Source organism: Prosthecobacter sp. (genome assembly GCF_034366625.1).
In the GTDB taxonomy this organism is placed as follows: Bacteria; Verrucomicrobiota; Verrucomicrobiia; order Verrucomicrobiales; family Verrucomicrobiaceae; genus Prosthecobacter.
In genome coordinates this window covers 1-13,166 of record NZ_JAXMIH010000025.1, presented here as the reverse complement: position 1 = coordinate 13,166, position 13,166 = coordinate 1, and the positions used below count along the sequence as shown (strand labels likewise).

General features: G+C 61.5%; 8 protein-coding genes. 2 read left to right on the top strand and 6 right to left on the bottom strand.

Annotated elements, in window-relative coordinates:
• From U1A53_RS24575 to U1A53_RS24550, 6 genes are all read right to left on the bottom strand, one after another.
• Positions 1-928, bottom strand: a 928-nt coding sequence (locus U1A53_RS24575; RefSeq protein ID WP_322284532.1) for a hypothetical protein, incomplete at its 3' end; no start/stop codon positions are given.
• A 180-nt stretch (positions 929-1,108) separates the two neighbouring features.
• Entirely contained in the window at positions 1,109-4,555 is a 3,447-nt protein-coding gene (locus tag U1A53_RS24570; RefSeq protein ID WP_322284531.1) for a type I restriction endonuclease subunit R, read from the bottom strand.
• Between the two features lie 6 nt (positions 4,556-4,561).
• Positions 4,562-5,383 carry a hypothetical protein gene (locus tag U1A53_RS24565; protein ID WP_322284530.1) on the bottom strand — a complete coding sequence of 274 codons (822 nt, stop codon included), beginning with the start codon at positions 5,381-5,383 and terminating at the stop codon, positions 4,562-4,564.
• Positions 5,384-5,399: 16 nt separating this feature from the next.
• Positions 5,400-6,296 (bottom strand): DUF488 domain-containing protein, encoded by an 897-nt coding sequence (locus tag U1A53_RS24560; RefSeq protein WP_322284529.1) that lies wholly within the window; start codon positions 6,294-6,296, stop codon positions 5,400-5,402.
• A gap of 23 nt (positions 6,297-6,319) precedes the next feature.
• Complete coding sequence (locus U1A53_RS24555) at positions 6,320-7,540, bottom strand: restriction endonuclease subunit S (protein WP_322284528.1); 1,221 nt, start codon at positions 7,538-7,540, stop codon at positions 6,320-6,322.
• The gene (locus U1A53_RS24550; protein WP_322284527.1) at positions 7,537-9,651 is read right to left on the bottom strand and encodes a class I SAM-dependent DNA methyltransferase; all 2,115 of its coding nucleotides are present in this window, start codon (positions 9,649-9,651) and stop codon (positions 7,537-7,539) included. Before U1A53_RS24550 ends, U1A53_RS24555 begins: the two co-directional genes overlap by 4 nt.
• A 366-nt stretch (positions 9,652-10,017) precedes the next feature.
• Here U1A53_RS24550 and U1A53_RS24545 point away from each other — a divergent pair, with 366 nt between their 5' ends.
• Positions 10,018-10,458 (top strand): hypothetical protein, encoded by a 441-nt coding sequence (locus tag U1A53_RS24545; protein WP_322284526.1) that lies wholly within the window; start codon positions 10,018-10,020, stop codon positions 10,456-10,458.
• Positions 10,459-10,668: 210 nt separating this feature from the next.
• A complete protein-coding gene (locus U1A53_RS24540) occupies positions 10,669-11,970 on the top strand; it encodes a hypothetical protein (protein WP_322284525.1) in 1,302 nt (433 codons plus the stop codon).
• Positions 11,971-13,166: the final 1,196 nt, after the last annotated feature.

Here is a 13,166-nt window from a genome sequence, read left to right as displayed (position 1 = left end):
ACTTGGCATGCGTCTTGTCCCACGCGGCATGCACCGACTCGTGGAAGACCGTCTCCTCCAGGTCATGCGTCCCGATGCGCTTGGTCGCGTTGTCCGAATAGACGACGATCAACCCCACGTCGCTGAAGGCCGTCACATCCTCGCCCCCGTGGTGGACGACCACGCGCTCGACACCCCGGCGCAGGGCGGTGGGGAGCTTGCCGAGCCGCGGCGTGTAGCGCAGGGCCTCCTCGCGGGCGCTGTCCTGGGTCTGGAAGTCAGCGTCGATCGCCAGGTTGACGCGCGTCCCGTCATTGAAATGGGCCACAAAGAGGAAGGCTTCCTGCCTGAGCGGGGCGAGGCGGCTCGACTTGTCCGGCATCTCGGCCGATCCCTGGCCCTTGTCCTCCAGACGGTCGAAAGTGTTGGGATCCGATTCGATGATATAGTCGAAATCCGTGCCGACGACGGAGGAGCGGTAAGGCGGAACTTGGAGCGTGGCTTCTTTGGGAGGGGTTGAGACGGGCACGGGCGTGGTCGCTGCGCGTGCGTCGTCGGGCGCGGGGTCGGGCACGATAGAGCCGGGGATCGCCGCGTGCCTGCAGTTGATGTGGCGCCAGTGTTCGGTCAACGCTGCCAGCTTCTTCGGGTCCATCTTGAAACGCTCTGCGGCGGCTTTGAGCAGGTCGTCGCCCGTGGCGAAGCGCCTTTCCGCATCCTTCAGGAAGGCTGCCACTTCCGACTCGGGTTGGTGCTCAGCGCGCATAAGCACGTTCGACAGGACATCTTTCAGCCACCCGGCGATTCTCAAGTCCACTTCGCACGGTGGGGTTGCGGGCGGTTGAGGCTTTGGCTCAGCAACCCTCTTGGGAGGGGATGACGGGTCAGCGCCGAGGCAAGTCGTGCAGAGAGCCGTGAGGGTGATCAGGAGGGTGCTGGCGCGCTTCATCGTTTCTCGGTGGTGGTGGCGGTGTTGCAGTGAACGTGTCGAGTCGCCTGACTTTGGAATGAGAAACAGTCTTGCCGGGTACGTCAAGATCGCTATGGACGACCCATGGCCGCACCCTGCTCGTGGACTGGCCGGAGGACGAAGACTCATGAAAAGGCGCATGACTCCGCCAATCATCCGCTAGGCCGCCTGCCCAAACAGGCCGCTTGAACTCTGCTGCCAGACATGCTGGAACACCCGGCTGGCCAGTGCTTGCTTCTCCTCATCGGTGAATGGCGGAGTCGGCAGCATCATGAAGACAGTATCCTGTATCAGCACGTCCACTTCAGCTTGCGTCTGCTCCTTCTCCGTCCAGCGGTCTCGCTCCGCGATGAGCTTGCTCAACGCATCATAGAGACTCTTGCTGGCGAGTTTGACGCGTTCCCGCTCGGCTTTGCCGAGGTTGTCTTTCTGCAACAGGCAGAACAAGGCGTACTCGTCCTCGCTCAAGCCTTCTTCGGCGGCGCGGCGATCTTCCTCACTCATTGAGTTGGCCAAGTCCATGAGCCGGGCGAAGGTTTCTTCAATCGTCACACGGTCCTTGTCGCGGTTGTAGTCGGCGATGATCTCCGTGTACTTCTTGTAGTAGTCCATGCGCAGCGGGTTGCGCGCCAGCATCTGCTCCAGTTTCTTCTCCACGATCTTGCGGATGTCCTCCACGACGGAGGCCTTGCGCTTCGCCTTCTTGGCAAACTCCGCGCGCAGCTTCTCCAGGTTGATCTTGCTGATGTCGAAGAGCTTCTCCGACTTCTGGTCATCCCCCGGCTCAGCGGCGCGAATGGCTTCGTTGACGATTCGATGCAGCTCTTTGAGCAGCTCGCTCACGTCGGCGTTGTCGCGGCGTTCCTCCAGCTTCTTGTAAATGGCTTCGATGTTGTCGTGCCGTTCCGCGAAGGTGAACACCGACGGCTCCATGATCAGCGCCTTGAAGCGGATGAAGACCTGCCGCGCCAGGATCTCAAAGCGCCGCTTGCCCTCATCGCGTGAGCCGATCACCGCCTCGGCCCCGTCTGCGATGGCAGCGATGCGAGCGAAGCCCTTCGTGCCGTTCAACGAATCAGGCTCAAAGTCGAGTCCGCGCAGATGGTTCTCGGTTTCCTCCAAGGCGGACACCAAGGCCTTCACACGTTCCTCAATGGGCGCGACGACTTCCTCGCCGCCGCTGTCATCGCCACCCAGCGCGTATTGCGCCAGCGCCTCCCGCAAGCTCTTGAGCATGCCGTTGTAGTCCACGATGAGACCGAAGTCCTTGCCGGGATACACGCGGTTCGCGCGGGCGATTGCCTGCATCAGCGTGTGCGCCTTCATCGGCTTGTCGATGTAGAGCGTTGTCAGACACTCCACGTCGAAGCCGGTCAGCCACATGGCGCACACAATCGCCACGCGGAACGGATGTTCCGGGTTCTTGAAAGCGGACTCCACATCCAGCCGCTTGCCGTCGGGCGTCTCAAAGCCCTGCTTCATCAGCGCACGGGAGGGAATGATGTCCACGCCCCACTTCTTGAAGTCACGCACTTCGTTCTGCGCTTCGCTGATGATCATCTCCACCAGCGTTTCTTCCAGCCACTTCGCCTGACCTTGCAACCATACGAGTTCCTTCTGCTGCGCTTGGCGCTGATCCGCGTCGTCGCATCCGTTCAGCGTGGCTTCTTTCTGCGAGATCAACACCCGCACTCTCGCCAGCTTCAGCTTCCAGAGTCGTCGGACGCGCTTGGACATGCGTCCCGCTGTGATCTTGTCGATGCACACCAGCATTGACTTGCCGGACTCCCAGCGCGTGGCGCAGTGCTCCACGAAATCGAGCGCCAGCTTGTTCAGGCGGTCGCGGGCAGTGATGATCTCGTAGTCTTTGCCTAGCAGCTTCTCCAGCAGCGCTTCCTTGTCCGGGTCGAGTTCAGCGCGCGCCACTGCCTCGGCGATGCGGTCGTTGAGATCGAGCTTGGCGATGCCCAGCTTCTCGCCGCGGTTGGCATAGACCAGCTTCACCGTCGCACCGTCTTCCTCGGAGCGCTTGAAGTCATACTTCGAGACGTAGCCGCCGAAGATGCGCCGCGTCAGGTGGTCGTGCTTGAACAACGGCGTGCCGGTGAAGCCGATGAAGGCCGCGTTCGGCAGTGCCAGCCGCATGTTGCGCGCCATCTTGCCGGTCTGCGTGCGATGCGCCTCGTCGGAGATCACGATGATGTCATCGCGGCTGCTGTAGGGCTTACGCGGGTCCACGTCCTGGTTGAACTTGTGGATCAGGCTGAAGATGTAGCGGTGGTTCTCCTTCAGCAGCGCCTCCAGGTCGTCGCCCGTCGCGGCACGCGGCGTTTGATCGTTCCCGATGCCGCAGCCCACGAAGGTCCGGTAAATCTGGCCGTCCAGATCGTTGCGGTCCGTCATGATCAGGAAGGTGAACTTGGAGGAAATCTCCCGCCGCACCTTCTCCACGAAGAACACCATCGAGTACGACTTGCCGCTGCCCTGCGTGTGCCAGAACACGCCCAGCTTGCCCAGGTCGGGGTGCGCGGACTCCACCAGATCCAGCAGTTGCAATGACCGCTCCTCTTCCTGCTGCTCCCGCGCTGCTTGCGCATAGAGTCCGTCCGCTTCCGGCGGGTCTTCGGCCACTTTGAGCCGGGGCATTTGAATCGTTCGATAGGTGAGCCGCTTCTCCACGGGGTACTCCTTCTTCAGGATCTCCTGCCGCCGCACCGACTCCACGGCGTTGTTCACGCCCATCACCTGATGGTTGCGCGCCACCACCTTGCGGGTCGCGCCGGGCTTGCTGGCATCGTAGAGGATGAAGTTCGCCACCAGATCGAGCAGGCGGTCCGGTTGCAGCATGCCGTCCAGCAGTCGCTGCGCCTCGACGCTGCCTTTGCGGTCGTCTTCATCGAGCCGCTTCCACTGCGCGAAGTGCTCCCACTGGCTGGTGATCGAGCCATAGCGGGCGCGGTGGCCGTTGCTCACGATGAGGAAGGCGTTGTGATGGAAGGCATGCGCGATCACATGCTCGTCCATGTAATCCGTCAGGTTCCCGTCAAAGCCGGTGCGGATGTTCTTATAGACCGCCTTCAGCTCCACAAACACCAGCGGCAGGCCGTTGACGAAGCAGACGAGGTCCGCACGGCGGTTGTAGCCCGGCGTGCGCAGGCCGGTGAGTTTCAACTCGCGCACCACCAGGAAGCGGTTGTTCGGCTTGCCGTCCGTTCCCAGCCCGTTGCTGAAATCGATCACCCGTGCGCGCATCTCCTGGCGCTGGCCCTGCGCATCCTTGTACGTCACCGGCACGCCATCGCGGATGAGCTTGTAGAACTCCTGATTGTGCTGGAGCAGCGAGCGCGTGAAGTCATGCCGCGTCAGCGCCGCCACCGCCTCAGTGATCGCACTGGGCGGCAGTTGCGGGTTCAGCCGCACCAGCGCCGCGCGCAGGTCACGCGTCAGCACCACTTCACGCGTGTCCATCCGGCCCAGTGTGCCCGCCGGGCCAAAGGTCTCCTCATTCCAGGCATACACACTGTCCCAGCCCAGCACCGTCTCCAGATGATCGGCAAAGGTCTTTTGAACCAGCCGGTCTTCGCTGTTGATGTCGGTGTAGGCCATCGCGGGTTAGAGGAGGTCCATCTGGCGTTCGTGGGGAATGGGCAGCACGCCGATGATGACCCAGGGATTCGGCGCGCGGAAGTGAAACTCCTGCGTGGTGCCCAAAAAGAAGTGCAGGTTCTTCTGGGTGAACTCGTCGAAGTATTTCTGCCGCACCTTGGCAAGCGCCGCCTTCTCATCGCCATCACAACTGCGCAGGCAGTTCCAGAACAAGGCCCCGGCCTCCCAGTCCAGCACCTGCATTTCGCTGGCCTTGCCCATGTCATCCTCGAAGCGATACGAGAAGCTGAACGGCAGCTTGGGGATCACCTTGAACGTCTGTCGCCAGGTTTCTTCGGCGAACAGCTCGCCCTGATCGCTGCGGTTCCGCATCTCCGTCAGTTTGGCGGCGTCCCACTCGCGCTCTTCCTCCTCCCAGATGAAGCCGGTGACCTTGGCAGGCTTGAACACGGCCAGCGAGAGTTCGTTCGCCTTGGCACCATCGATCAGGGTTTGCAGGCGGGTGTGGACCTTGGCTTTTCCCAGCAGCAGCCGTCGCCGCTCACGCCAGTTGTCGGCGGTGTCGAGATGTCCGGCGGCGACCAGTTGTTTCACCTCGGCGGGATGGCAGGACTCCGGGCGGGGGTCCTTCTTGCTGCGCACCAGATCGCATTCGAGCCAGTCATACTTGCGGTACTGCTCCGCCTCATCCAGCCGCCGGAACGGCACCGGATAAATCCGCACCCAGGAGCCGTCTTCACGCACTCCGGCGGTGCAGACGGTTTCGCCATGCTTGCGCGACAGCGTCGGATACGTTTTGACCGTGATCAGGATGCGCTCGCGTGACATGGCTGGGAACGGCGGGTTACAGATGCGTGGGACTGAAGGTCTGGCCGAACTGCTGTTCCAGCGCCTCCGCCACGCAGTGCCGGTGGCACTGGTGCGGCAGCAGTTCATAGCACGTCAGCGCCACACGCTCTCCCGCCGCCACCCAGGCGCGGATGCGCTCCAGCGCGGCGGTTTGTTGCGGCAGGCTGTCACGCTCATAGGTGGCAAACAGCGCGTCATAGTCCGCCTGCGTGTGCAGCTCCCGCCGGTCATCGCTGGAGATGCCCAGCTCCGGCAGGTGCTCGTAGCGGATGCCCACGCCCTCGCAGCCCTTTGACAGCGTGCCTTTGGAGAAACCGTATTTGCGGCTCAGCGGATTGCGCCGCACATCACACAGCAGCGTCACGCCCTGCCGCAGCAGGCGGTTCAGGTAATCCTCCAGACTCTTGCCCTCATAGCCGATGGTGCAGACGCCCGGCCGGCCCGCTGCCGGACGCGCAGCCTCGATGGCCGCCAGCGCGGCGGCATCACCGGCCAGCACGCGCTCCGCCATCTCGCTCCGCGTCGCATGCCACGGGTATTTCCGATACGCCTCCGCCACCAGCGCATCCCCGCGCAGGCCCGCTTGCTGGCGGGAGAACTGGTCCAGCTTCAGCCGCACCGTGCCCGTCAGCGTCACCGCCTGCCGTCCCGCCTCCGTCAGCTTCCAGCTCCGCTCCTCATCCTCCAGCAGCCCGCTGGCGATCAGCTTGCGCTTGTCCGCATAGCTGGTGAAGGAGAAGCCGCCGAAGCGGTAGGGCACAAACTCATAGCTCGGCACCTCCTCCACCTCCTGGCAGTACAGAAACAACAGCTTCTGAAAATCCAGGCTCCCCACGCTGCCACCGAGGGCGTTGAGCAGGGCGAGCAGACGTTTCTGGCGGTCGAAGAGCATGGGCAAGGATAGTCGAGACGGCTTCAGACGGCAATCTCTCCGCTCATCAAGCGCGGCAGCAGCAGGTCGCGGGCGGCGCGGAGTTTTTGGTTTTGGAGGAGCAAATTCTCCACCTGCTGGAACATGGGTTCGACCGTTTCCTCAAACAAGCCAACCAATTTGGCGTTGGGAAAGACAAAGGGGATGAGCTTGAACGTGTCCACGATGATGGCATCGAACACTGCGCCACTGGCATGCTGCTTGAAATGCTGGATCGCTTCACGCAACGCACAGAACAAGAACTTTGGCGGAATGCCCTCCCGGCCAGCAAGCGCGTAACAGGATTGATTCATCGCCATGGGCCGCTGGGCCAGATTCAGATTTCCTACCGTGCCACGGGCAGTGATGAAGAGCGTGTCTTTCGGATAGAGCTTGCTGTTGCACTGACTCAATCCCAGCTCCGTGACGTGCTTCTCCGTGTCGAGGACATAGCAGGCATCCACAGAATCCTTGGGCGTGTAGAAGGGCGTTTCACCATCCCAAAAATCTGGATTGGTGGTTTTCGGTGTGCCACCACTCATCACATGCATGGCGTCAAACGCAGTGGCTTTCTTCCACCCTTCAGGAATGCCTTGAGTGGGGCGACTGTGTTCGTGGCCGGGGAAGCGGAGGTGGATGAACCATTCCCGGTAGAGCAGCCGCGCCGACTCCTCCAGCAACGCCATCCGCCGCCGGTTGTTCTCCATCAGGTCGTCGTAGGCCGTGAGGATGTCTGCAATCTTATTTTGTTGTTCGCGTTGGGGTATGTGCAACTGAAAGCCTCGAAGATTGCCAAGATTCACGTTGGGTTGAGCAGCCTGAGCGGCCCCGATACTTTGGCACAACGCAAAAGTGCTCGGCAGCTTAAAAAAATAATACACGAATCGTTGATTGGCTTTGGTCTGATCGACTCGGACAATACCCACCGCTTGATTGGTGTTAGAGGGCAAGTTCTCTGGTCGAACAAAACCACACCGCCCAACCTGCGCACCAGCGATGGTCACGAGTATATCCCCTTCTTGGAGAATCGAACGTTTCAAGCTCTGGTGTGTTTCTTCGTCAATAAAGGCAAAACCATTATCATCCAACGAGACATCACCATTTAGTGCCTCAGCTTTGATGAACGTTACGCCAGTGTCAGTGAACGACCTCCCCATTGTTGTGGGAGTCGTACCTTTGGTGACAACATGAGTGATTTCATCAATTGAAACCGTTGGCCATTTCATATCACCAGCCCCTCAAAGTTCTTCTGGATCTTCTTTGCCAGCGCGGCGGCTTCTTTGTTCAGGTCGGCTAACTCGACGTGAATGTCGCCGAGGGTTTGCTCGAAGTCGAAATCCTCATCCACCTCCGCAGGTGCAACGCCGACATAGCGGCCCGGCGTGAGACTCCAGTCCGCAGCAGCGATGTCTTTTCGACTGACGAGCTTCACCAGTCCGGGCACGTCCACGAGTTTGGCATCTGGAAAGCGGGTGAGCAACCAGTGGGCATGCCGCTCGAAGGAGCGGACGTGCTTGAGCTGCTCCACGACGGCCTGACGCGCGGCCTCGGCGGCTTTTTGAGCCTTGGCGACCTCACGCCTGTTCAACTTCTCATCCTTGGCGGCCTCCAGCTCGGATTCGCAGAGGCTGATGAGTTTGGCGGCATGTTTGGCATGCTGGTCGATGCAGGTGATGAGGCTGCGGCTCTCCTCCGCCAGCGGGCCGAGGATGTGGGTGTCCAAGTCCTGGTAACTGGCGATGTCATCGCCTGCCTCATTCCACTGCTTCTGCGCGGAGGATGTCATGAGGCGGAAGTTCTCCACCGGCCCCTTGGGATCATTCTCCGCCGCCAGGAAGTCACCCAGCGCCTCCTCACAGGCCGATCTCTTTTTGATGCCATTCAGGAAAGGCTTCATCGTCTCCTCCAAAGACCGCATGGCCTGAAGGTATTCATCCAGCGGCTCCTTCACGGCACCATACTCGTCCATGAAACAGGCATGCGCCGACTGGAGAGCACAATCGAGATGCTGGCCGACCAGCTCCACGAAGCGCTCATTCTGCCCGCGATACAGCCAGACGATGGCCGTGAGATTGGCGAGCTGCTCAGAACTAAAATCGAAGATCTTCCGCGTGACTTTTCGGTACACATGCCGCGCATCGAGCATGAGCACCTGATCGCGCCGTTCCTTCGGCTTCGACCTGTCAAAGAACCACAGCTCGCACGGCACCGCCCGTGTGTAGAAGAAATTGGAGCGAATGGAGATCATCACGTCCACATCTCCGGTCTCGACAATCTTGCGGCGAACTTCGGCCTCGCCGTGCCCGGCACTGCTGGACTGGGAGGACATGACGAAGCCGGCGCGGCCGGTTTTGTTGAGGTAGCTCCAGAAGTAGGAGATCCAGAGGTAGTTCCCGTTGGAGACCTTCTTGTCCTTGTTCACGCCCGGCAGGCCGAAGGGCAGGCGGCGGTCGTCCTTCACCTTCTCCGCATCCACCTTGTCCACATTGAAGGGCGGATTGGCCATGACGAAGTCGCATTTCCCGTACAGCTCGTGCTCATCGAGGTAGAAGGTGTTGGCCTCGACCACGGCGCCCTCCAGCGCATGCACGGCCAGGTTCATCTTGGCCAGGCGCAGGTTGCTGGTCTTGTACTCCTGCCCGAAGAACGTCACGCGGTGCCCGGCGCTCTGCCCGTGCTGCTCGATGAAGTGGCTGGACTGCACAAACATGCCGCCGGAGCCGCAGGCGGGGTCAAACACCACGCCGTGATCCGGCTCGATGACATTGACGATGGTCTTCACCAGCGAGGGCGGGGTGAAGAACTCGCCGTTGTCCTGCGCGCCCTGCATGGCGAACTTCATGAGAAAGTACTCATTGATGCGCCCGAACACATCCCCGCTGGCGGTGCGCAGCGTCTCGCTGTCGAACACGCGCAGCAAATCCTCCAGCAGGGTGTTTTCAAACTTGGCGTACTCCTTCGGCAACTGCCCGGCCAGCGGCTCAAAGTCCCGCTCGATGGCGTTCATGGCCTCCACCAGCGCCGCGCCGAGGTCCGCGCCCTGCGGCAGCGCCAGCAGCTCGTCATACCGCGCCTCCTTCGGCAGCATGAGCGCCCGGCGTTTCTTGAAATCCGCCGCCGACAGCGGCCGCTTCGGCATCTTCCCCGCCGCCTGGGCCGCCTGAATCTCCACCAGCGCGTCCCGGTAGCGATTCGTGGCATGGCGCAGGAAGATGACCCCCAGCACGGGCATGCAGTACTCCCCCGCCGTGAGCTTCGAGTTCGCACGCAGATTGTCCGCCGCATCCCACAAGTCCGCCTCCAGCTTTTCGATGTTCTTGAATTCGTTCTGGTTCATCAAGGGCGCGGGCGGAGAAGGGAGAGCATGAGTTTGGCCGCCATCAAAGCGAGAGATGGAGGCGGAGGCAAGGAATTGCACTGAATGGATGATCAGAAGGCAGGGGCAACCACTCAGGCGATGATTTCATCCGTCCGCCTGCGGGCAGAGCGGCGAAGCAGGCGGTGATGTTGAATTTCGCCTATCCTTCCTGCGCTTTTTTTCTCTGGTAAAAGATTGGCGGTAAAAGATCGGAAAACAGCGGTCCCCATTTTTTACCGGCCATTTTTTACCAGCCAAGTTATTCGGGAGAGGATCTTGAATCATTATTCATTGGTGGGTCAGGGCGAAACCTGATTGGATTTCGCCACCCAACCCACGCGTGCCATGGCGGCGAAGGCGTCTTTCCCCACCGAACCCCGGCAGAGGAACCGGATCTGGCGGCCATTGCCGCGAGGACGCCGGGTGAACGTGGAACGGCTGCATGCGGGCATCGCCTGGCTGATCCGCCACATCGTCTTCGTGCGGCTGGATCTCAACGTGGCCGAACTGGCCCGGGAGGCGGGCCTGTCAGATCAGTCGGTGCGGGATTACCTGGACCTGAAGCATCCCGAAGGCTGGCACACCGAGAGCCATCTGACCCAGGCTCTGGGCTATGTCCCCGATGAACTGGAGCGTCTGACCTGGCGCTGGATGCGCCTCTACCGCCGCCGGGAGCGGCGCAAGCACGCGGGGGAGGACCGCTGGACGCTGCTTTACCCCTGGGAGCCGAGGCGACTGGCGGAAGCTGAACCGGAACGAAGTGGAACCGGAACGAAGTGGAGATAGCCGAAGGCAAATAGCCTGCCAAAGGCAGCCCGCAGGGTGAACGCAGTGAGGCAAACAGACTGAGCGAAGCGAAGCCCGCAGGGTGATGGAGTCGTGGGGCGTCGACTGAATCCACCCACTGCGGAGGCGTTTTGGCCGCCCATCCACCCTCCGCAGCATCAAGCGGGCCAGCCTGCTCCCGGCTAACCGGGATTCCCTTTCCCGCCGGTCATGGAAGTCTGCGCCCATGCACGTGACTCCCACCGCCCGCTCCCACGCCCCGGCCCGCGAGCGCTTGCCGGCGGAGCCGAGGCGCGTTCCTCTGGCCCAAAGTTCTTTGCCTCCGGCTCAGAGTTCTTTGCCTCTGGCCCAAAGTTCTTTGCCTCCAGCCCAAAGTTCTTTGCCTCTGGCTCAGAGTTCTTTGCCTCCAGCCCAAAGTTCTTTGCCTCCGGCCCGGAGTTCTTTGCCTCCAGCCCAAAGTTCTTTGCCTCCGGCCCGGAGTTCTTTGCCTCCAGCCCAGAGTTCTTTGCCTCCAGCCCAGAGTTCTTTGCCTCCAGCCCGGAGTTCTTTGCCTCTGGCTCAGAGTTCTTTGCCTCCGGCTGCGAGGAACCGGGCGGCAGGGCACGGGCAAGGACTGGGGAGCGGCGGGCGGCGGCCTGGAGCTCTGCGATCCCACCCCAACCCCGGCGGGAGGATGACCTGATGCCGCTGTGGAACAGCGGGGCGACGTGGTCGTCCGGACAACTTTGGAGCCCGGTCTCTGCGCCGGCTCCCGACAACAACAACACGAAAACCAAACACACGAAAATGAAACGACAGCCCTACTACCCCAAGGCACTCGGGGAACAATCGGAGTGGCACACCAACTTTGCCACCAAACTGCCCGTTCATGCGACCGCGCTGGCGCTCGCCCCCGCGCAAGTGGACGCCGGCGTGGCGGACAACCTGATCCTGGCCTACGGGCTGGGCGACTGGATCGTCAGCGCCCGTGAATCCCCGACCTCGTGGACCTCCGCCCTGGAATTCCTCTCCAACGGCAGCGGCAGCACCAACTTCGCCTTCCCCACCCTGGTGGTCCCGCCCCCGCCGGAGCTGCCCGTGGGCATCACCGGCGTGAAACCCGGTGCCTTGCAGCGCACCTTCAAGCTGGTGCAGGTGATCAAGGGCCTGCCGGGGTACACCGAGACCATCGGCCTGGACATGGGCATCGTGGGCAGCGAGGCGCCGCCGCCCCCGCCGCCGGGCGATGTGCCGCCACCGCGCATCACGGTGAAGGCGGTGCCGGGGGACACGCAGGAGAACGCCCAGATCAAGTTCTTCAAGGACGGCCACGAGTATGTGGCCCTTGAAAGCCGCCGGGGCAGTGGTGGCTGGGAACCGCTGGTCCAGTGCAACCAGAGCCCCTACCTCGACGAGCGCCCCCTGCTCGTCCCCGGCCAGGCCGAGGTGCGCGAGTACCGCGCCCGCTTCTGGGACAACGGCCAGCCCAACGGCGCCTGGTGCGACGTGGCAAAGGTCACCCTCGGGCCGTGAGGGCGGATTCACCTCCTGCACGTCCTCCTGCTCCCACTCGTCCTCGAATCTTCGTCAGCTCAATCAGCCAACGCCTCCAAGCCCATGCCAAGGAACCTGCACGATGGCTCGATCCCTCAGACGGCAGTTCATGCGCCATGATCGAGGACAAGTTCGAGTTCGAGGACGAGCCCGCCCATCAGCCGCCGAAAGCGAACGCTGGTGGCGGAGTCCGACCGCGGCTCACTACACTTAAACCGTTACTCAATGCGTTACACTCAAACCTGTGAACAAGTCCCCTGCCCTGCTCCGGTCTCGCTCCGTGCCCCTCGGATCGAGTCGCCGGAGGCGGGGATAGGGGGTCGGGAAAGCGCGGATCACGACCGGGCGCTGCAATCGTCTTTTTGCCTAAATACTGAATCACGTTTCACTGGCTAATAACCAAACTTTGTCACTGATGAACATTGTATTAGAATCTGTTGTTCACATACTGTGCATTCGCACTTTTGTAGCGCTTGCCGCTAGTGATCTGACGAACTTCAGCGCTTCATCTCTAACTAAATAACCGTTACATTAAAACCATGATCGAAGTCCCGCTTCCCCGGCCCTGCGTTCCCCAACACGCTCTCAACTGTTCCCCTCGGCCCTACAGACTCACCGCCCGCTCCGCCCCTCTCCGTCGGCTGTTCACCGGCCCTCTCGCTGCCGTTGGATAACCTTCTTAACGTTACATTTAAGGAGGACTGACCTCCGGGAGAGGAGCGCGGACGCTCCCGTCCGCTTTTCAATCAGCGGGCAGGAGAGCCGAGGCTCCGCGAGACAGACGCAGTCAACCCGCGCTCCCTTCCTCCAGCCCGCTTCTTGATTCGTCGTTCCAGCTTGAGCCGGTGCCTCGAACGGGACACCGGACCGGCTAAAGCCGGGACTACAGAACAGCCAGAATCCAGCCCCATCCACCCTCTTCCATCGGCCTGCTCGGTTGGCTCGTTCCACTCGGCTCAGCTTTCAGCTTTCCCCCTGCCGGCTGTCTCGCTCCGCTCAGTTTTTCAGCCTTTCAGCTTTCTCATTTGACTCCCTCGTGCCTCAACTCGTGTCGCCCTTCGGGCTTCGCTACGCTCAGTCTGTCTCGCAGCCCGCCATGCTGCTCGGCTCAGCCTTTCAGCTTTCTCATTTCAGCTTTTTCCCCTCCCCTCCCCATGCCCTACGACCCCACCCTC

What these genes read in the sequence shown, in the direction of transcription:
- U1A53_RS24570 (WP_322284531.1), bottom strand. Translation starts at nt 4,555, where the DNA reads ATGGCCTACACCGACATCAACAGCGAAGACCGGCTGGTTCAAAAGACC.
- U1A53_RS24565 (WP_322284530.1), bottom strand. Translation starts at nt 5,383, where the DNA reads ATGTCACGCGAGCGCATCCTGATCACGGTCAAAACGTATCCGACGCTG.
- U1A53_RS24560 (WP_322284529.1), bottom strand. Translation starts at nt 6,296, where the DNA reads ATGCTCTTCGACCGCCAGAAACGTCTGCTCGCCCTGCTCAACGCCCTC.
- U1A53_RS24555 (WP_322284528.1), bottom strand. Translation starts at nt 7,540, where the DNA reads ATGAAATGGCCAACGGTTTCAATTGATGAAATCACTCATGTTGTCACC.
- U1A53_RS24550 (WP_322284527.1), bottom strand. Translation starts at nt 9,651, where the DNA reads ATGAACCAGAACGAATTCAAGAACATCGAAAAGCTGGAGGCGGACTTG.
- U1A53_RS24545 (WP_322284526.1), top strand. Translation starts at nt 10,018, where the DNA reads ATGGCGGCGAAGGCGTCTTTCCCCACCGAACCCCGGCAGAGGAACCGG.
- U1A53_RS24540 (WP_322284525.1), top strand. Translation starts at nt 10,669, where the DNA reads ATGGAAGTCTGCGCCCATGCACGTGACTCCCACCGCCCGCTCCCACGC.